17 protein-coding genes are annotated in these 19,685 nt (G+C 72.1%); 5 read left to right on the top strand and 12 right to left on the bottom strand.

Translation table 11 applies throughout. The features are described from left to right. Nucleotides 1-5: 5 nt before the first annotated feature. The 6 genes from AB0G56_RS31590 to AB0G56_RS31615 form a co-directional block, all read right to left on the bottom strand. Nucleotides 6-1,343 carry a CpaF family protein gene (locus AB0G56_RS31590; RefSeq protein ID WP_360976081.1) on the bottom strand — a complete coding sequence of 446 codons (1,338 nt, stop codon included), beginning with the start codon at nt 1,341-1,343 and terminating at the stop codon, nt 6-8. Next, nucleotides 1,340-1,738 carry a TadE/TadG family type IV pilus assembly protein gene (locus AB0G56_RS31595; RefSeq protein WP_360976084.1) on the bottom strand — a complete coding sequence of 133 codons (399 nt, stop codon included), beginning with the start codon at nt 1,736-1,738 and terminating at the stop codon, nt 1,340-1,342. The genes AB0G56_RS31590 and AB0G56_RS31595 overlap by 4 nt, the downstream gene beginning before the upstream one ends. Before the next feature lie 106 nt (nt 1,739-1,844). After that, nucleotides 1,845-2,174, bottom strand: a complete 330-nt coding sequence (locus AB0G56_RS31600; protein ID WP_360976087.1) for a pilus assembly protein — start codon at nt 2,172-2,174, stop codon at nt 1,845-1,847. Nucleotides 2,175-2,269: 95 nt separating this feature from the next. Continuing rightward, nucleotides 2,270-3,526 carry an AAA family ATPase gene (locus AB0G56_RS31605; protein WP_360976090.1) on the bottom strand — a complete coding sequence of 419 codons (1,257 nt, stop codon included), beginning with the start codon at nt 3,524-3,526 and terminating at the stop codon, nt 2,270-2,272. Between the two features lie 13 nt (nt 3,527-3,539). After that, nucleotides 3,540-4,247, bottom strand: a complete 708-nt coding sequence (cpaB, locus tag AB0G56_RS31610) for a Flp pilus assembly protein CpaB (protein ID WP_360976093.1) — start codon at nt 4,245-4,247, stop codon at nt 3,540-3,542. 153 nt (nt 4,248-4,400) lie between these two features. Then, nucleotides 4,401-5,342, bottom strand: coding sequence for a hypothetical protein (locus tag AB0G56_RS31615; RefSeq protein WP_360976206.1), 942 nt, complete (start codon nt 5,340-5,342; stop codon nt 4,401-4,403). 481 nt (nt 5,343-5,823) lie between these two features. Between AB0G56_RS31615 and AB0G56_RS31620 the strand changes: the two genes are divergently transcribed. Beyond that, nucleotides 5,824-7,548: a glycoside hydrolase family 18 protein gene (locus AB0G56_RS31620; RefSeq protein ID WP_360976096.1), complete on the top strand. Its 1,725-nt coding sequence runs from the start codon at nt 5,824-5,826 to the stop codon at nt 7,546-7,548. 451 nt (nt 7,549-7,999) lie between these two features. Here the strand turns inward: AB0G56_RS31620 and AB0G56_RS31625 are convergent, their stop codons facing one another. Continuing rightward, nucleotides 8,000-8,599, bottom strand: coding sequence for a hypothetical protein (locus AB0G56_RS31625; protein ID WP_360976098.1), 600 nt, complete (start codon nt 8,597-8,599; stop codon nt 8,000-8,002). 384 nt (nt 8,600-8,983) lie between these two features. On the opposite strand from AB0G56_RS31625, the gene AB0G56_RS31630 reads away from it, so the two are divergent. Further along, nucleotides 8,984-10,189, top strand: a complete 1,206-nt coding sequence (locus tag AB0G56_RS31630) for a transposase (protein ID WP_360976101.1) — start codon at nt 8,984-8,986, stop codon at nt 10,187-10,189. Between the two features lie 34 nt (nt 10,190-10,223). Here the strand turns inward: AB0G56_RS31630 and AB0G56_RS31635 are convergent, their stop codons facing one another. The 4 genes from AB0G56_RS31635 to AB0G56_RS31650 form a co-directional block, all read right to left on the bottom strand. Next, complete coding sequence (locus AB0G56_RS31635; RefSeq protein WP_360976104.1) at nt 10,224-11,738, bottom strand: gluconate:H+ symporter; 1,515 nt, start codon at nt 11,736-11,738, stop codon at nt 10,224-10,226. Nucleotides 11,739-11,860: 122 nt separating this feature from the next. Further along, on the bottom strand, nt 11,861-12,271 hold the full coding sequence (locus tag AB0G56_RS31640; RefSeq protein ID WP_360976107.1) for a RidA family protein: 411 nt from the start codon (nt 12,269-12,271) through the stop codon (nt 11,861-11,863). Beyond that, nucleotides 12,268-13,053 (bottom strand): IclR family transcriptional regulator, encoded by a 786-nt coding sequence (locus AB0G56_RS31645; RefSeq protein ID WP_360976109.1) that lies wholly within the window; start codon nt 13,051-13,053, stop codon nt 12,268-12,270. The genes AB0G56_RS31640 and AB0G56_RS31645 overlap by 4 nt, the downstream gene beginning before the upstream one ends. Beyond that, complete coding sequence (locus tag AB0G56_RS31650) at nt 13,050-14,159, bottom strand: sugar kinase (protein ID WP_360976112.1); 1,110 nt, start codon at nt 14,157-14,159, stop codon at nt 13,050-13,052. The genes AB0G56_RS31645 and AB0G56_RS31650 overlap by 4 nt, the downstream gene beginning before the upstream one ends. A 139-nt stretch (nt 14,160-14,298) precedes the next feature. Here AB0G56_RS31650 and AB0G56_RS31655 point away from each other — a divergent pair, with 139 nt between their 5' ends. Continuing rightward, nucleotides 14,299-15,570 carry an amino acid deaminase gene (locus AB0G56_RS31655; RefSeq protein WP_360976115.1) on the top strand — a complete coding sequence of 424 codons (1,272 nt, stop codon included), beginning with the start codon at nt 14,299-14,301 and terminating at the stop codon, nt 15,568-15,570. Nucleotides 15,571-15,622: 52 nt separating this feature from the next. Beyond that, nucleotides 15,623-17,272 (top strand): D-aminoacylase, encoded by a 1,650-nt coding sequence (locus AB0G56_RS31660; RefSeq protein WP_360976118.1) that lies wholly within the window; start codon nt 15,623-15,625, stop codon nt 17,270-17,272. A 30-nt stretch (nt 17,273-17,302) separates the two neighbouring features. Here the strand turns inward: AB0G56_RS31660 and AB0G56_RS31665 are convergent, their stop codons facing one another. Next, entirely contained in the window at nt 17,303-18,160 is an 858-nt protein-coding gene (locus AB0G56_RS31665) for a serine protease (RefSeq protein WP_360976121.1), read from the bottom strand. Between the two features lie 296 nt (nt 18,161-18,456). Here AB0G56_RS31665 and AB0G56_RS31670 point away from each other — a divergent pair, with 296 nt between their 5' ends. Next, nucleotides 18,457-19,668, top strand: a complete 1,212-nt coding sequence (locus tag AB0G56_RS31670; RefSeq protein WP_360976124.1) for a pyridoxal phosphate-dependent aminotransferase — start codon at nt 18,457-18,459, stop codon at nt 19,666-19,668. Nucleotides 19,669-19,685: the final 17 nt, after the last annotated feature.

The raw sequence follows: 19,685 nt of genomic DNA on the forward strand, positions 1-19,685 counted from the left end.
GGCTCCTACCTGGCTTCCCGGGTGGCCAGTTGGTCTGCGGACCGGGCGACGCCGAAGGCCTGGGGGACGGGCTGGCTCGCCATGTAGAGGCGGTCGGCGGCGCGGCGGGGCAGCGGGTGGTGCGCGTAGGCGCCGTGGATGCGGCCGTCGGCGGTCATGGGGCGCGCGTCGAAACGGGCCACGGTCGCCAGCCGGTACGGTTCGCCGCCGTGGCTGTCGAGCAGGGCGATCTCGGTGACGCGGCGGGCGCCGTCGGCGAAGCGGGTCAACTGGACGATGACGTCCACGGCGCTGTTGATCTGGTCGTGCAGGGCGGGGAAGGGGATCTCCACGTCGGACATGGAGGCGAGGGTCTGCAGGCGCATCAGGGCGTCCTCGGCGCTGTTGGCGTGCACGGTGGCGAGCGAGCCGTCGTGGCCGGTCGACATCGCCTGGAGCATGTCCAGCGACTCGCCGCCGCGGACCTCGCCGACGACGATGCGGTCGGGGCGCATGCGCAGCGAGTTGCGCACGAGGTCGCGGATGCTGATGCGGCCCCGGCCCTCCACGTTGGGCGGGCGTGCTTCGAGCCGTACGACGTGGGCCTGCTGGAGCTGGAGTTCGGCGGAGTCCTCGATGGTGATGATCCGGTCGCTCTCGGGGATCAGGCCGGAGAGGGCGTTGAGGAGGGTGGTCTTGCCGGTGCCGGTGGCGCCGGAGACGATGATGTTGAACCTGGCCTGCACGAGGGCGGCGAGCAGGTAGAGCATGTGCTCGTCGAGCGAGCCGAAGCCGATCAGCTCCTGGAGGGTGAAGGAGCGCGGGAAGCGGCGGATGGTGAGGGTGGGGCCGGTCAGCGCCAGCGGCGGGATGATCACGTTGACGCGTTCGCCGGACGGCAGCCGCGCGTCGACCATCGGGTTCGTCTCGTCGACGCGCCGGTTGACCGTGGAGACGATGCGTTCGATGGTCTGCATCAACTGGTCGTGGGAGGCGAAGCGGAGGGGGAGCTGTTCGACCCGGCCGCCGCGTTCGACGAAGATCGCGTCGGGGCCGTTGACCATGATCTCGGTGATGGAGGCGTCTTCGAGCAGAGGTTCGAGTATGCCGAGCCCGAGGGCCTCGTCGACCACCCGGCGGATCAGCTGGGAGCGCTCCGCGGTCGACAGGACCGGGCCCTCCCGGCTGATGATGTGCCCGAGCACGCGCTCAAGGCGTACCCGCCGCTCCGCCGGGGCGAGCGCGCTCATCTCCGCGAGGTCGATCTCCTCCAGGAGTTTCGCCCGGTAGGAGGCTACGAGGTGGCCGTCCTCGCCGCGGCTGCCGTGCTCCTCGGGGGAGTTGATGCGTGCGCGCAGGCTCATGGGTGCGGGGCTCCTCGTCCTCGGTCAGTGGTCGCGCGGGGGTCGTCGAGCGGCATGGTGGCGGTCTTGCGGGCGTCGCCGACGGGGTCCCACAGCGGGATGATCGACGGGATGCGGACGGTGGCGGTGACGGTGACGGTGTCGCCGCCCCGGGCCTCGGTGCAGCTCGTACGGCCGCTCAGCGAGTCGGACACCCCCTCCTGGCAGCCCTCCTGGGCGCTCCGTCCGAGCGAGGCCGCGCGCGCCCCGGCCCGTGCCGCGGTACCGGCCTGCTGGGCGGCGTAGGCGACCAGGCCGATCTGGATGACCGCGACCGCGACCAGCATCAGGATCGGGATGAACCCGAGGTACTCGATGGCGACCTGACCGCGGTCGCGGGGCCGGTGTCGTCGCACGTGAGGCGCGTCAGTACGCCACTCGCGGGGCATGCCCGTACGCCGCTCGCGGGGCATGCCCGTACGCCGCTCGCGGGGCACGTCAGTACGTCGCTCGTGAGGCATGTCAGTCCGTCACCTCCGCCACCGCGCCGGCGCGAGCGGTGACCGGGATCGGGAAGCCGACCAGGCCGGGGACGAGCACGGGGACCTCCAGCGTCACCGTGGCCCTGACGTAACCGGCCGCTCCGGGCACGCAACTGATCTCCGCGTCGCCCCGCCACGCGCTCGGCAGATCCTCCAGGCCCGCGCGTTCGCAGGCACCCTGCATGTCCCCGGTGGCGGCCGTCCCGGCCCGTACGGCCTCGTCCGCCGCGTTGCCCGCCAGCGTGTACGTGTATCCCAGCAGCGCGCACTGCCACAGCAGCACCAGCGTGATGAGGATGGTCGGCGCCATGCCCAGGAACTCGACGGCGACCTGGCCGCGGTCGGAGCGTAACCGCTGCCGCGCGCGCCCTGCCCCGCGTCCTCTCCCGCACCCTCTCCCCCTCCTCATCCCCCCGCCTCCCTGCGCCGCCGGAAGCTGACCGCGCCCCGGTCGCCGCGCATCCGGCCGTGGCCCTTGTGACCGCCCGCCGGGCCCTTGACCAGGCCGAGTTCGGCGGCCAGGCCCCACAGGGCCTGCTTGACCGTGCTCCTGGCGTCCAGCTCGTGGATGCGGCCGGCGTCGACCAGGCTCTGGAGTTCCTTGAAGTTCGCGGGGACCGCCGTGCCTGCCACCGGCGTGCCGGTGATCTTCCCGATGAGCGCCGGCTGGATCTCCGTGGCGCGGGTGTGGCGGTTGACGACGACGGTCGTCTCCTCCGCCTTGCGGATCTGCAGCCGGTCCCACATCCGCACGGTCCGCTTGGCGGCGCGCACCGCGACGACGTCCGGGGTGGTGAGGAGCAGAGCCGTGTCGGCCATCTCGACGGCGGCTGCGCCGGCGCCGCCGAGCTGGGCGCCGCAGTCCAGGACGACGACCTCGTAGCGCGAACGCAGGGCGCTGACGATCTGGCGGGCGGCCCGGTCGGTGACCTCTTCGCCGCGCTCGCCCTCGCCGGGGGCGAGCAGCAGGGCGATGCCCGTCTCGTGACGGAAGACGGCGTCGGCGAGGACGCGCGGGGAGATGTCCGTGATGGCGGCGAGGTCGACGACCGAGCGGCGGAACTGGACGTCCAGGTAGGAGGCGACGTCGCCGGTCTGGAGGTCCATGTCGACCAGGGCGGTGCCGTGACCGGAGGCCTGGGCGGCGAGGGCGAGCTGGATGGCGGTCAGGGTGGCGCCGACGCCGCCCTTGGCCCCGCTCACCGTCACGACCCGCCCGCCGGCCCCGCTGAACGCCTCGGCGCCGTGGCCGAGGTGGCGCCGGACGCCCACCGACCACTGGGCCACGGCCTGGACGCGGCTGGCGAGTTCCTCGTAGCTCAGCGGGAGGGAGACCAGGCCCCGGGCGCCGGAGTCCATGGCGGCGGAGAACAGGCCGGGGCTCGCGTCGGAGGTGACGAGGATGACGCCGACCGCCGGGAAGCGCAGCGCGACCTCGCGGATCAGCTCCAGAGCGGGGACGGGCCCGATCCGTTCGTGCACGACCACGATCTCGGGCAGCTCGTCGACGGATTCGGCGGCCAGGCGGGCCAGGGTGTCGATGAGCTGGGTGGAGTCGGCGACGGAGGTCACCGGCTCCGCGTCGGGGAGCTGGCTGAGCAGTGTCGTGAGGGACCGGACCGCGTCCGCGTCGCCGACTGCCGGGAGGATCCTGGTGGGCATGGCTGCGGGCCTCTCACTTGTCGTTCGCGAGTTCGTAGGTCCGGTCCTTGGCCGGGACGTCCGTGGCGCCGCCCGGCGCGACCAGTGCGAGCCGGACCCGCTGTGCGAAGGACTCGGCGTAGGTGAGGCGCTGGGCGTCGATCGTGGAGAGCGCGAAGGTGATGGGGACGGCCTCGGTGGGCTGCTGGTTCCTGTTGTCGGCGCCCGGGTCGAGGGCGGTGATGCGGCCGACGTCGAGCACTCTGGCGTTGGTCACGATGATCTTGGACTGGGCGGGGTCGCCCTGCCGCTGCCCGGGGAAGGTGGCGTAGACGTTGACCGAGGCGCCCGGGGTGATCTTGCCGGCCACGCCGGTCGCGGCGTCGATCATGATGGCGACCTCCTGCTGCCCCGGCCGCAGGGCGGGCCGGCTCACGATCATGTCGCTCTGGAGCAGGGAACCCTGGCGCAGGGTGGTGACCGCGATCTTGCCCTGCACCTGGCCGAGGTCGGTCACGGCGTTGGGCGAGAGCCACCGCTTGGGCATCCGGATCTTCTCGAACTGGCTTGCGCTGAGCGGCGTGTACGGCTTCACGTCGGCCTTCAGCTGGTACGCCGTGACCTCGGGGCCGACCTTCGACTTGACGTCGCTGATGACGGAGAGCACGCCCGCGAACGCGCCGAGGGCGCAGATCACGGACAGGACCAGGAGTATCACGCCGCGGCGCTGACGGGAGTTCATGAACCGTACGACCTCGTTGGGGGGTTGGTCCGAGCGGATTCGACGGATGACGGTGGGCGCGTGGGTGGCTCGAGTGACAGTTGTGGCGGCGGTGGCGGTGGCGGTGGCGGCGGTGGCGGTGGCGGCGGTGGCGGCGGTGGCGGTGGTGCGGGCTCACCCGGTGGGTGTGCGGCTCTCGGGGGCGGTCCGGTACGGCGCGTACGTCCCGGGGCTCCCGTACTGCCCCAGCTGCCCGTACTCCCCCTGCATGCCGTACTCCCCCTGTCTCCCGGGGTCCCCCTGCCTCACGGGGTCGTCCTCGCCGCCGGGGCCGGGCGGCGGGACGGCGGAGCAGAAGACGCAGCGGTCACCGATGACGTCGATGCCGCACCAGTGGCACACCCTCTGCCGCACCGAGGTGACCAACTGGTAGAGGACCGACAGGTCGGGCAGGTAGCTGCAGAACTCGATCAGCTTCCCGGTGCCCCACCAGGTCGCGGACTCGGCGGGCAGCGCGGCCTCCCGCAGGCCGAGCACCTTCCAGGCCGGGGCGAGGTGCGCGCCGACCCAGTCGGACTGGAACTGTCCCTTGGCGACGAGCATCCAGGTGCCGAAGTCCGGACCCGGCAGGGTCGCGCCGGGGCCGATGCGCACCAGGTGCGGGACGGGATGGGCGGTGACGCCGAACTGGCTGCCCGGCACCCAGGACCTCGCGTGGGCCTTGAGGTCGACCGGGACGCGGTCGAGGCGGGCGACGGAGCCGAGGACGGCGCCGCAGTGGACGTAGTGGGTGAGCAGGCGGCCCGCCGAGGCGAGGACGCCGGGACCTAGGTCGCAGGAGGCCAGTTGCCGTAACTGGCGGGCCAGGACGGCGGTGCCGAGCGGCGGCAGGTCGGGGCGGAAGAGCGCGATGCGGTCGCTCTCCAGCAGCGAGCGGATCGTGTGCAGCCGGCGCTCCGCGGCGGGGGGCAGGGCCCCGGAGTGGACGACGATCACGTGGCCGTGCTGGTCCAGCAGCGTCCGTATGCCGTCGAGGGTCCCGTCGAGCGGTTCCCGGTCCAGGTCCGGCAGGACGGCGGCGGGCACGGTCCGTTCGTCCTGCGCGGGCAGTGCCATGTCCGCGCCGGTCACAGCGATCGCAGTTGACACGCCAGCTCCCCGTCTGCCGCCTGTCGGGCCGCCGTCGCAGAGCCGGCGCACCGAGTTGACTTCACTGCGTGACTACTTGAGCACTGTATCCACGCCTCCGTGGCCGGAGAACAGCGATTCGTCAGCTCCGCGGCAACTGCGGTCGCACAAGTCACGTCAAAACGGGGCAGGTTACGCCTTCCGAGCGGGCTCGAAAGCATGGCGGCACGGCTGCTCGTTGACCGCGGCCGGAGGGCGGGGCGGCGACGATTTTGGTCTGGACCTCTTGACAACGCAATTGGTCTGGACCAACTTGTACGACCAGCGGCGGCACCGCAGTTCATGTCTCTCCCCCCGGACTCCCCCGAACTCCCCGGACTCCCCGGACTTCCCGGACTTCCCCCCGCCCGATCCCTTCCCCGCTCCGTTCCCCCTCTCCCCCTCCCTCTCCTCTCCCCCGGAGGCCCCAGTGGACCGCGTCCCAGGCACACCCGGCACCAGACGGCTTCGGCCGCTCGGCATCTGGTCCGGAGCCGTCACCGCAGCCCTCGCCCTCTCCCTCGCGGGCACCGGCCAGGCGTCGGCGGCCGACGTCAACAACGCCAAGAACGCCGGCTTCGAGTCGGGGCTGAGCAACTGGACCTGTTCGGCGGGCAGCGGTACGACCGTCTCCTCGCCCGTGCACGGCGGTTCGGCCGCGCTGAAGGCCACCCCGGCCGGGCAGGACAACGCCCAGTGCACCCAGACGGTGGCCGTCAAGCCCAACTCGACGTACAAGCTGAGCGCGTGGGTCCAGGGCGGGTACACCTACCTGGGCGCCACGGGCACGGGCACGACCGACGTCTCGACGTGGACGCCCGACACGACGGCCTGGAAGCAGCTCTCCACCACCTTCACCACCGGCTCCTCGACCACCTCGGTGACGGTGTACCTGCACGGCTGGTACGGCCAGGCGGCGTACTACGCCGACGACGTCTCGGTCTCCGGCCCCGACGGAGGCGGCGGCGGTGACCCCGCCCCGACGGTTCCGGCGGCCCCGGGCGGCCTCGCGGCCGGCGCCACCACCTCGTCCTCGGTCACCCTGTCCTGGAACACGGTCGCGGGCGCCACCGGCTACAACGTCTACCGCGACGGCACCAAGGTCTCGGCGGTCACCGGCACCTCGGCGACCGTGACCGGTCTGACGGCGTCGACCGCGTACTCCTTCCAGGTCACCGCGACCAACACGGCGGGCGAGTCGGCGAAGTCCGCGACCGTGACGGCCACCACGGCGGGCACGGGCGGCGGCGGTGACGGCGGCCACACCGGCCTGCCCAAGCACGCGGTGACGGGCTACTGGCAGAACTTCGACAACGGCGCGACCGTCCAGAAGATCTCCGACGTCCCCTCGGCCTACGACATCGTCGCGGTCGCCTTCGCCGACGCCACGACCACGCCCGGCGCCGTCACCTTCAACCTCGACTCGGCGGGCCTGAAGGGCTACACGGTCGACCAGTTCAAGGCGGACATCAAGGCCAAGCAGGCGGCCGGCAAGAAGGTCGTCATCTCCATCGGCGGCGAGAAGGGCACCGTTTCGGTCAGCGACCCGGCCTCCGCGACGAACTTCGCCGACTCGGTCTACTCGCTGATGCAGACGTACGGCTTCGACGGCGTCGACATCGACCTGGAGAACGGCCTCGACCCGACCTACATGACGCAGGCGCTGCGCGCGCTGTCCGCGAAGGCCGGCCCGAACCTGATCATCACCATGGCCCCGCAGACCATCGACATGCAGTCGACGTCCGCCGGGTACTTCAAGACGGCCCTGAACATCAAGGACATCCTCACGGTCGTCAACACCCAGTACTACAACAGCGGCACCATGCTGGGCTGCGACGGCAAGGTCTACTCGCAGGGCACGGTCGACTTCCTCACCGCCCTCGCCTGCATCCAGCTCGAAGGCGGCCTCGCGCCCTCCCAGGTCGGCCTCGGCCTGCCCGCCTCCCCGAGCGGCGCCGGCGGCGGCTACGTCTCCCCGACGGTGGTGAACAACGCCCTCGACTGCCTGGCGAAGCTGACCAACTGCGGCTCCTTCAAGCCGTCGAAGGCCTACCCCGACGTGCGCGGCGCGATGACCTGGTCCACCAACTGGGACGCGGCGGCGGGCAACGCCTGGTCCAACTCGGTGGGCGCACACGTGCACGCGATGCCGTAAGCGGCACTCGCGCCCTCGGCGCCCGTCCCCGGCCGGGGGCGGGCGCCGCTCGCGTGACGGTCAGCCCAGGGCCGGCCACGCCGGGTCGGTGGCGATCCGCTCCAGTCGCGCCAGGGCGAGGGCCGGGGTCCTGCGGGTCGCCGGGGCGTTCTAGGCGCCCGAGTTGAAGGCGCTGATCACGACGCGGCGGCCGCCGGGGCGGATGGTTTCCACCGTCCACATGACGCTGCCCCCGGTGTGTCGTCCGGCGCCGGCTTCGGCCACTGGGCGCGCGGGATCGCATCGGCGGCCTGCCCCCACTCGCGTGCGGTGACGAGCGCCTTCGACTGATCGGCCGACAGCGGGGGTTCCGCCCGGGTGACGGGGGCGTCCTTCTCGGCCGCGGCGTTCACGGGCACGGACGCGTGGGCGTGCGCCGGGCGCCGGGCGCCGGGGAGGCTCTGACGTGAGGTCAGTCCTGCTCGCCCTGCTCCTCTTTCTCGTCCTGCCCGTGTTCCCCGTCCTCGAAGTACGCGTCCAGCACCGCGTCCAGTTCCGTCTCCCAGACGCTGAAGCGGGACCGTGCCGGGGCCTCGATCTCGATGGGGTACCAGCGGCGGTCCGGGGTGTGGACGACGACGGTGAACCGCTTGCCGAAGCGGGAGGTCGCCGTCTCGACGGCACCCATCTCGTCCCAGCCGAACTCGCACTCCTGGTCGTCCAGGGCGAGGCGTACGCCCCGGTGGTCGGCGACGATCCGGGCGCGGCGGTCGGCGGCCTCGAAGACCGGGCCGTCGGGGGTCTCCTCCCCGGCGGCCTGCTCGTCGTCCCCGGCGGCGGGCTTCTCCACGGCGGACGCCTCCTCGGCGGACTCCCCTGCCGTGCCCGGGGCCGGTGCCTCGGCGTCCGGGGCGGTCCCCTCCGCCGCAGGCGTCCGCTCCGGCTCCTCCGGTGCCGCGTCCTCGGCGGACGCGGGTGAGGTGAGGCCGGGGACGAACGCCGGGTCGAATCCGGCGCCCTTCACGGGCTCGCTCTTCAGGGGCTGACTGCTCGAACCTATGCGCTGCTCCACAGCGGGCAGTATGGTCGACGATCCTGTGCCGGGGACAGCCAGCCCCTACTTCGTTATCAGACCCCTACAACCGGCCCGCCGACGCGGGCCGGACGGGCGTACGTCCGTCCGGCGGGCGACCGCTCACCGATCTCTTGCGAGGAGGCCCCGGCGTTCACGTCGGGGAGGAATCGCCTCCCTCGCCGCACCGGCTTGTCAGGGGCGCGGAGCGCCCCAACCGCCAGCCCTGGCGGAACCCAGCAAACGCGAACACCCTTACTACTGTTCACGGGTTGGAGTGAATGTGGCGAAAAGGCGTGCAGACGTTCCGGATTCGCACATACGGTCAGTGCAGGTCGGCCGTTCGGGGTCGGCTGACCGGAATCGGAACACGGGGCGGGGGGTGTGGCGGAGGTGCGGGAGGCCGAGGAGGCGGTGGGGCGTGCCCGGTACACGTACCGGCTACGCCTGTCCGTCACCGCCCGGGCCGGGCTGGAGGCGGAGTGGGACCGGTGCCGGTGGATCTGGAACGAGTCCGTCGCCCGCTCCCGGAAGGCCTACGCCGAGACGGAGGGGTGCGGTCCGGCCCGGCTGGACCGGATGCTCACCCAGGCCCGCGCGGTGACACCGTGGCTGGCTGCGGGCGCCTCGGTCCCGCAGCAGCAGACCATCCGGGACTTCGCCGCCTCCCGCGCCAAGGCCCTGATGGACATCAAGAACCGGCTCCCGCTGAAGCGGCGGGCCGGGATGCCGAGGCACAAGAAGAAGCACGGAGCGGACCCGAGCCTGAATTACACCCGGCGCGGCTTCCGGCTCAAGGACGGGCGGTTGCACCTGGCGGGTGGGATCGTCGTGACGGTGGTGTGGTCCCGTCCGCTGCCCGCCGAGCCGTCCTCGGTGCGGGTGTACCGCGACAGTCTCGGCCACTGGTATTGCTCCTTTGTGGTCCCCGCCCCGGTGGAGCCCCTTGCGCCCACCGGCCGGGTGATCGGTATCGACTGGGGCGTGACGCAGACGGCCACGACCACCTCCGACGCGCACGACCTTCCCCACCCGCAGCACGGCCGGAAGGCGAAGGAGAAGCTGTGCCGGTACGACCGGATGACGGCCCGCCGCAAACCTAAGCCAGGGCAGGCGGCGTCGAAGGGGTACCGGGAGGCGAAGCGGTGGCGGGCGAAGACTTACGCGAAGATCGCCCGGCAGCGGCAGGACACCGCCAGAAAGTGGGCGAAGAAGGTCGTCCGGGACCATGACGTGATCGCGGTGGAGGACTTCAGGCCCAAATTCCTCGCCAAGACATCGATGGCGCGCAAGGCGGCCGATGCCGCGATCGGCGCCACCAAACAGGCCCTGGTCGAGATGGGCCGCAAACACCGTCGGGACGTACGCCTCGTACGTCCCGCGCACACCACCATGGACTGCGGCAGGTGCGGAGCAAGAACCAAGCACGCACTCCCGCTGTCCGAACGCACCTACACCTGCACCACCTGCGGAGCCCTCTCCCCGAGGGACAAGAACTCCGCGCGTGCGATGCTCGTCCGGGCAGGTCTGGACCCGGCTGGTGTCGAGGGCGCAAGACCTCCCGGAGTGCCGCTCCGGGAGGCTGCCTGAGCCAGGAATCCCCTCCCCTCAGGGAGAGGAGCAGTCAAACGAACAGGCTCAGCACCGCCGCCACCGCGAAGCCCGCGAGCGAAAGGACGCTCTCCAGGACCGTCCACGTCTTCAGCGTGTCCCGCTCACTGATGCCGAAGTACTTCGCCACCATCCAGAAGCCGCCGTCGTTGACGTGCGAGGCGAAGATCGAACCGGCGGAGATCGCCATGACGACCAGGGCCACGAAAGCCTGCGAGTGGTGCCCCTCGGACAGCAGCGGGGCGACGATGCCCGCCGTCGTCACGATGGCGACGGTCGCCGAGCCCTGCGCCACCCGCAGCACCACAGAGATCAGGTAGGACAGCACGATCACCGGCAGGCCGACGCCGTTGAAGGTGTCCGAGAGGGCCTGGGCGACGCCGCTCGCCTTGAGGACGGCGCCGAAGACCCCGCCCGCGCCGACGACCAGCAGGATGTTGCCGACCGGCTTCAGCGACGCCGTCGAGACGGTCTCCAGCGACTTGCGCGACCAGCCGCGGCGGATGCCCAGCAGGTAGTAGGCCAGCAGCAGGGCGATGCTGAGCGCCACGAACGGGTGGCCGAAGAACTCGATCACCGACCACCCGGATGGGGGTCCCCCCTGCTCGGAGCCTGCCGAAGAGCTTGGGGGAGGGTCGAGGGCGATGGAGGAGAAGGTGGCCGCGAGGATCAGGACGAGCGGGGTGCCGATGATGCCGAGGACCGCGCCGAGCGGCACCGGCGCCTCCCGCGGCTCCACTCCGGAGGCCCGCTGCTCGGCCAGGACCGCCCGCTTGGCCTCCTCGGCCGCCTCGACCATGTCCTGCGGCACCTCGACGAAGACGTGCTTGCCGATCCACGCCGAGTACGCCCAGGCGGCCAGCACCGCCGGGATGCCGCAGACGACGCCCATGAGGATGATCCAGCCGAGCTGCACGTGCAGCAGTCCGGCGGCGGCCACCGGGCCGGGGTGGGGCGGCAGGAAGGCGTGGGTCATGGACAGGCCCGCCAGCAGCGGCATGCAGTACAGGACGACCGACTTGCCGCCCCGCTTGGCGGCGGCGTAGACGAGGGGCGCCAGGACGAAGATGCCCACGTCGAAGAAGACCGGGATGCCGAAGATGAGGCCGGTCAGGCCCATGGCGAGCGGGGCGCGCTTCTCTCCGAAGAGTCCCAGGAGCCGGGAGGCCAGGACCTCCGCTCCGCCGCTGACCTCCAGGATGGCGCCGAGCATGGTGCCCAGGCCGATGATGACGGCGATGTGGCCGAGGATGCCGCCCATGCCGGACTCGATGGTGGAGACGGCGTCGGAGCGCTGCACGGTGCCGAAGAGCTCGGTGACCGACAGGCCGGCCAGCAGGCCGACGGCTATGGAGACGGCCAGCAGCGCGACGAACGGCTGGAGCCGCGCCTTGATGATCAGGAACAGCAGCAGCGCGATGCCGATCCCGGCAACGAGCAGCAGGCCGGTCGTGCCGTCGACGAGGAGGAGCAGACCGCCGGTGTGCGGGGGTGACTGCGGGGCTGCCGCGGCGAGCGGGTGGGACATACGGGGGTCCTCTGGGTGAGTACATACAGCTTTCGGGCAAGGAGGATCGCGGCGCGGCGCCCGAAGGGGTGGGGGCGCCGCGCCGTGAAGGGTGTGCGGTGGTGCGGGAGTCGGGAGAGGCGTCAGCCGAGTACGGCGAGCGCGTCGATCTCGATGAGGAGACCCGCGGGCAGGCCGACGTAGACCGTGGTGCGCGCGGCGGGCGGCTGGGTGAGGCCCTGCTCCTCGAAGTAGGCGTTGTAGATGTCGTTCATCTCGGCGAAGTGGTCCACGTCGGTGAGGTAGACGCGGAGCATCATCACGTCGTCCCAGCCCGCGCCGCCCTCTTCGAGGATCGCCTTGACGTTGGCGAGGGTCTGGAGGGTCTGCTCGCGCAGGGTGGGGCCGGCCGGCGTAGGGGCCTTGCCCTCCTCGTGGGGCAGGAATCCGACCTGGCCGGCGACCTGGAGGATGTTGCCCTTCTTCACCCCGTGGGAGAACTTGGCGGGCGGCACGGTGTGGGTCTTCGGGGTGAGCGCGGTCTTGTCGGTCATGCGGTGTCCCTGTCCGGTGTGGTTGCGGGGGTGGGTACGGGGGTTCTCCCGGAGTACTCGCCGCTGACGGCGTCCGCGGTACGGCGCACCAGCGGGAGCAGGGTGAGGAGTTCGTCGGCGGTGACGACGACGTTCGGCGCGGAGACCGACATCGCGGCGACCACCCGGCCGTCGGCGCCGCGGATGGGGGCGCCGACGCAGTTGATGGACTCCTCGTGGCCGCCGAGGTCGGTGGCCCAGCCCTGTTCGCGCACCGTCGCCAGCTCCTTGAGGAAGGCGGCGGCGTGGGGGGTCGAACGGGCCGTGTACAGGGGGTAGTCGAGCTTCTCGGCGATCGCGCGCCGCTCGGCCTCGGGCAGGTCGGCGAGGAGCAGCTTGGCGACGGCGGCGACGGTGATCGCGACCGGTTTTCCGATCCGCGAGTACATGCGCACCGGGTAGCGGCTCTCCACCTTGTCGATGTACAGCACCTCGTTCTCCTCGTAGACGGCGAGGTGCACGGTGTGGCCGCAGGTCTCGTTGAGGCGCACCAGGTGGGGGTGGGCGATCTCGCGGATGTCGAGGTTCTCCATCGCCTCCTGGGCGAGGGAGAAGAGGCGGGCGCCGAGCCGGTAGCGCTGGTCGGACTGGCGGTAGACCAGGCCGTGTTCGTGCAGGGTGCGCAGCAGCCTGAGCGCGGTGGACTTGTGGACGCCGAGGCGGTCGGCGACCCGTCCGAGGTCGGCGGGCCCCTCGGCGAGCAGCGGCAGGATGCTCAGCGCGCGGTCGACGGTCTGGCTCATGGCGTACGTACCTCCTCCTCGGCCCCTTCAGCGGTGCGCGTCCAGCCGGGGCCCAGACGCAGTCTCCCCCAAGCGGCCTCGTCGAGGGCGGCCAGCCGGTCGGCGTGGCCGCGGGGGGCGGGTACGGCGAGGTCGCCGGGGACGGTGAGCGCGGCGGCGGCCATGAGGTGGCCGTGCCGGAGGCGGTCGCGTACGGGCAGCCCGCGCAGGGTCGCGGAGAGGAACCCGGCGGCAAAGGCGTCCCCGGCGCCGACCGGCGCGACGACGTCGACGTGGAGGGAGGGGACGGAGGTGCTGCCGCCGGGGTGGAAGGCGGTGGCTCCCTCGGCGCCCTGCTTGACCACCAGGACGGCGGGTTCGGGCAGCAGGGCGCGGATGGCGCCGGGGCCGCCGGTGATGCCCCAGGCCGCCTCGGCCTCGTCCTCGCCGACGAAGACGAGGTCGGCGCCGCGGGCCAGCTCCAGCAGAACGCGGGTGCCACCGCTGCCACCGTCGCCCCCGCTGCCTGCGCCGCCGTCGCCGCTCTCGTCCCCGGACGCGCCCGCGCCGGTGCGCCACAGGCCGGGCCGGTGGTTGACGTCGAAGGAGACGAGGGGGCGGCCGGAGCGGGGCGCGGTCAGCTCGCGCAGCAGTTCGAGGCAGCCGGTGGACAGGGCCGCCGTGATCCCGGACAGGTGCAGCACGCGGCAGGCGCGCAGGGCCGCCTCGTCCACGGTGCCTGCGGCCATCGCGGAGGCCGCGGACCCGGCCCGGTAGTAGGCCACCTCGTGGGCGTCGGTGGCCCGGTCCCCCGCGGTGCGGAAGTAGATGCCGGTCGGACGGTGCGGGTCGCGCCGTACGGACGTCACGTCGACGCCGTACGCCCCGATGGTCTCCAGCAGGTGGTCGCCGAATCCGTCGGCGCCGACCCGGCTCACCCAGCGCGCGGAGTGTCCGGCGGCGGCGAGCATGCAGGCCACGTTGGACTCGGCGCCGCCGATGGCGCGGGTGAAGGCGGGGACGTCGGCGAGGCGGCCGGGGCGGGAGGGCAGGAAGGTGACCATGGACTCGCCTAGCGCGGCGACGTCCACGTCGCCGGTGCCATTGCGGGGTCCGGTGGCGGTCACGATGCTCGTAGCTCCTCGGTGGGGGATGCGGGGCGCGGGGCGTTTCGTTGACCTCGCGTGGCCGAGATGTTAGACAGCATCAAGCGGTCCGTGCAATGAGCGTTGCAAAATATGCAACGCGATCGATCAGGGAGGCTCCATGGGTACCGAGGCGCTCGCACGCCTGGCCGAGGAACGCGTCGACCACCGGTTCAAGGGGCTCCCGCCGGACGCGGACGGGCTGACCGTCGGCGAGCTGACGGCCGAGCGCCGCAACCTGTTCACCGGCGGCTTCACCACGCCCGTGCTCGCGCTGTCCGCCGAGCGACTGGAGCACAACCTGAAGCTGATGGAGACCTACGCGGCCCGGCACGGCCTCGCCTTCGCCCCGCACGGCAAGACGTCCATGGCCCCCCAGCTCTTCCAGCGCCAGCTGGAGCACGGCGCCTGGGGCATCACCCTCGCGGTGCCGCATCAGGTGCGCGTGGCGCGGGCGTTCGGCTTCCGGCGCGTCTTCCTGGCCAACGAGCTGGTGGACCCGGCCGCGCTGCGCTGGGTCGCCGCCGAACTCGCCGCCGACCCCGCCTTCCGGCTCGTCTGCTACGTCGACTCCCTGCGCGGTGTGCGGCTGATGGACGCGGTGCTGCGCGAGGCCGGTGCCGGGCGCCCGCTCGACGTGGTCGTGGAGCTGGGCACGGGCGAGGGCGCGCGCACCGGGGTCCGTACCGAGGCGGAGTGCGCGGCGGTCGCCGACGCGGTCGCGGCCACGGACACCCTGCGGCTGGCCGGGGTCGCCGGGTACGAGGGCGAGGTGCCGCGGGCGGATCCGGAGCGGGTGACCGCGTGGCTGCGCCGGCTCGTCGGTCTGGCCGTGGAGTTCGACAAGGCGGGCCGGTTCGCGGAGGCGGAGGAGATCGTGGTGAGCGCGGGCGGCAGCGCCTGGTTCGACGCGGTCGCCGACGTGTTCGGCGAGATCCCGGAGCTGTCCCGGCCGGTGCTGAAGCTGCTGCGCTCGGGCGCGTACGTCTCGCACGACGACGGCCACTACCGGGAGATCACCCCGTTCAACCGGGTCCCGCAGGAGGGTGCCCTGGAGCCCGCCTTCCGCTTGTGGGCGCAGGTCGTCTCCCGGCCCGCCGACGGGCAGGCCTTCGCCAACGCGGGCAAGCGGGACGCGGCCTACGACCTCGACCTGCCCCTCGCCCAGGTGGTCCGCCGCGACGGCGCCGAACGCCCCGCGACCGGCATCACCGTGACCGGCCTGTCCGACCAGCACACCTGGCTCGGCACGGACCCGGGAGCCGACCTGGCGGTCGGCGACTGGATCGGTCTCGGCCTGTCCCATCCGTGCACCTCCTTCGACAAGTGGCAGCTGATCCCGGTGGCCGAGGCGGACGGCACGGTCGTCGACTACATCCGTACGTTCTTCTAGAGGCCGGGCCTTGGCGGGCCAGGAACCCGGACGCCGAGAAAGGGAGTCACCCATGGATCCGGTCGAGCTGGCCGATCTCACCGACCTCGTCATCCGTGACGCGGACGTCGTGGACGGCTCCGGCGCACCCTCCTACCGCGCGGACGTCGCGGTCAAGGGCGGCCGGATCGTGTCGATCGTCAAGGAGGCCGCGGCGGCCGGCTGCGCGCGGCCCCGGGCCCGGCGCGAGCTGGACGCGGAGGGGCTGGTCCTCTCCCCCGGCTTCATCGACATGCACGCGCACAGCGACCTGGCCCTGCTGCGCGACCCCGACCACAGCGCGAAGGCCGCCCAGGGTGTGACCCTGGAGGTGATCGGGCAGGACGGGCTGTCGTACGCGCCGGTCGACGACCGTACGCTCGCCGAGGTGCGCCGGGCGATCACCGGCTGGAACGGCCACGGCGACGACATCGACTTCACCTGGCGCTCGGTGGGCGGGTACCTGGACCGGCTCGACCACGGTTTCGGCGGTCAGGGCGTCGCCGTCAACGCGGCCTACCTGATCCCGCAGGGCACCGTGCGCGCCCTCGCGGTCGGCTGGGAGGACCGCCCGGCCACGCCGGACGAACTGGACCTGATGCGCCGCCTGGTCGCCGAGGGCCTGGAGCAGGGCGCGGTCGGCATGTCCTCCGGGCTCACCTACACACCCGGGATGTACGCCGAGGACGCCGAACTGACCGAGCTGTGCCGGGTGGTGGCCGCGCACGGCGGCTACTACTGCCCCCACCACCGCAGTTACGGCGCCGGGGCGCTCCAGGCGTACGAGGAGATGGTGGCCCTGACCCGAGCGGCCGGCTGCCCGCTGCACCTGGCGCACGCCACCATGAACTTCGGCCCGAACAAGGGCCGGGCGCCCGAGCTGCTGGCGCTGCTGGACGACGCGCTCGCGTCGGGCGCCGACATCACCCTCGACACCTACCCCTACACGCCGGGCTGCACCACCCTGGTCGCGCTGCTGCCGAGCTGGGCGAGCGAGGGCGGCCCGGAGAAGATCCTCGACCGGCTCGCCGACGAGGACACCGCCGAGCGGATCCGCCACCACCTGGAGGTCACCGGCGCGGACGGCTGCCACGGGGTGCCGGTGGAGTGGGACACCATCGAGATCTCCGGAGTGGCCGATCCCGCGTTCGCCGGGTACGTCGGGCGGACGGTCTCCCGGTCGGCGGCCCTGCGCGGCGAGAGCCCCTGGACGGTCGCGCGCCGCCTGCTGGTCGGCGACCGGCTCGGCTCGACGATCCTCCAGCACGTCGGCCACGAGGAGAACGTACGGGCGATCATGCGTCACCGGGTGCACACCGGCGGTTCCGACGGCATCCTCCAGGGCACCAAGCCGCACCCGCGCGCCTACGGCACCTTCCCGCAGTACCTCGGCCGGTACGTGCGGGAGTTGGGGGTGCTGTCCCTGGAGGAGTGCGTCGCGCACCTCACCGCCCGCCCGGCGGCCCGGCTGCGGCTGCCGGACCGCGGGCTCGTCCGCGAGGGGTACCGCGCCGACCTGGTCCTGTTCGACCCGGCCACGGTCGCGGCCGGGTCGACCTTCGAGCAGCCGCGCGCGCTGCCCACCGGGATCCCGTACGTCCTGATCGACGGCCGGTTCGTGATCGAGGACGGGCGGCGCACGGACGTCCTGGCGGGCCGGGCGGTCCGCCGCACGCCGCGGTGACCACCCGTCCGCGCGTCCGCCCGAAGGAGGCTACGGCTTGGGCAGGACGCAGCCGGCCGCGTTCAGGTCAAGCCGGTTGCCGGTCGTGAAACAGGCCGGGATCTGGTAGGTCTCCTCGGCGTAGTTGATGCCCTGGCGGACGGTGACGTTGCCGTTCTGGTCGACCTCGCAGGGGTTGTTCTCGGTGCAGCGCTCGCCGTCCTCGTTGCCGGTGTTGTTGACGGCGACGACCTTCCCGGTGGCGGTGTCGACGACGGGCGAGCCGGACGTGCCGCCGATGGTGTTGCAGGCGGAGGTGTAGCGGACGGAGTCCTTCCAGGTCCAGCCGCCCTCCTTGAGCCGGTAGACGAACCCGTCGACGTTGCAGCTGTAGGTGCGCTTCCAGTAGCCGGAGACCACCTTGATGGCGGTGCCGGCGACCGGGTGGGTGTCGCTGACGGTGAGCGGGCTGATCCCGTAGGAGCTCTTGATCTGCGCGTAGGTGCGGGTGAGCTGGTAGATCGTGACGTCGGTGTCGGTCATCGTCGAGTAGACGACCTTGTTGGCGCGCAGGGTCGCGACCTGGGAGCCGGCGGAGTTGAGCAGCCCGAAGGAGCGGCTGGAGCTCTGGCCGACGATGACCTCGCCGGGCGACGGGAAGCCGGTCTCCAGGCAGTGGCCGTTGCTGAGCACGAGCGCCGGGTCGCTGTCCGCGGAGGCGGGGAAGCGGATGACCGAGCCGGAGCAGTTGCTCAGCGCCACGGTGCCGGCGAAGTCGACGGCCTTCGCGGCGTGCGCGGTCCGCGCACGGCCGGGCGCGGCGCTCTGGGCCGTGGCGGCGGCCGCGGGTGCCACGCCCGCCCCGGTGATCACCAGGGTCGTGAGCGCGGCAAGGAGAGGCTTGTTCATGTGGGGGTCCCCTCTTCAGACGTGAGCGACCGGAGATCTTCCGGTCGCCTGTCTTGTCATGCGCATTGTGAGGGGCGGGCGGGGGTCCGGACAAGAAGCGGACGAGAAGCCGTCACCCTGCCGTGCGATCGTCACCCGGTGGGAATCCCGGCACGGCGCCCGGCCACGGTCCCGCCGCGACCCGGCCGCAATCCCTGCCCGCGGCCGCGCCGGAACCCCCCGGGCGGCCCGCCTGCGTGTCTCAAGTGGCGGAAAACACGAGCCACCGGCCGTTACCCGGCCGTAAGCTCCCATACATGCAGGTGATCCAGTCGACCAAGCTCGCCAACGTCTGTTACGAGATCCGGGGACCGGTGCTCGAGGAGGCGATGCGGCTGGAGGCGGCCGGTCACCGCATCCTGAAGCTGAACACCGGCAACCCGGCCGCGTTCGGCTTCGAGTGCCCGCCGGAGATCCTGGAGGACATCCTCCGCAACGTCTCCACCGCCCACGGCTACGGCGACGCCAAGGGCCTGCTGGCGGCGCGGCGCGCGGTCGTCATGCACAACCAGACGCTCGGCATCGAGACCGACGTCGAGCACGTCTTCATCGGCAACGGCGTCTCCGAGCTGATCGTGATGGCCATGCAGGCCCTGCTCGACGACGGCGACGAGGTCCTCGTGCCGGCACCGGACTACCCGCTGTGGACCGCCGCCGTCTCGCTGTCCGGCGGCACCGCCGTGCACTACCGCTGCGACGAGCAGTCCGACTGGATGCCCGACCTCGCCGACGTCGAGCGCAAGGTCACCGACCGCACGAAGGCGATCGTCGTCATCAACCCGAACAACCCCACCGGCGCGGTCTACGACCCGGCCCTGCTCAAGGGCCTGACCGACATCGCCCGCCGGCACAACCTGCTCGTCTGCTCCGACGAGATCTACGACAAGATCCTCTACGACGGCGCCACCCACACACCGACGGCCTCGGTCGCCCCGGACCTGCTGACCCTCACCTTCAACGGGATGTCCAAGGCGTACCGGGTGGCGGGCTACCGGGTCGGCTGGATGGCGGTCTCCGGTCCGCGCGCCCACGCCGACTCCTACATCGAGGGCCTGACCATCCTGGCGAACATGCGCCTGTGCGCGAACATGCCGGGGCAGCACGGCGTGGTCGCGGCCCTCAGCGGGCGGCAGACGATCACCGACCTGGTCCTGCCCGGCGGGCGGCTCAAGGAGCAGATGGACGTCGCCCACGAGCTGCTGACGCAGATCCCCGGCGTGACCTGCGTACGCCCCAAGGGCGCGCTGTACCTCTTCCCGCGCCTGGACCCCAAGGTCTTCAAGATCAAGGACGACCGGCGGATGGTGCTCGACCTGCTGCGCCGCGAGAAGATCATGGTCGTCCACGGCACCGGCTTCAACTGGCCCGAGCCCGACCACTTCCGCGTCGTCACCCTGCCCACGGCCGGCGACCTGCGCGACGCGGTGACCCGGATCGGCACCTTCCTGGACGGCTACGGCCAGCCCTGACGCTCACGCTGGGTGCC

The organism is Streptomyces sp. NPDC021356, assembly GCF_040641015.1.
Taxonomy (GTDB): domain Bacteria; phylum Actinomycetota; class Actinomycetes; order Streptomycetales; family Streptomycetaceae; genus Streptomyces.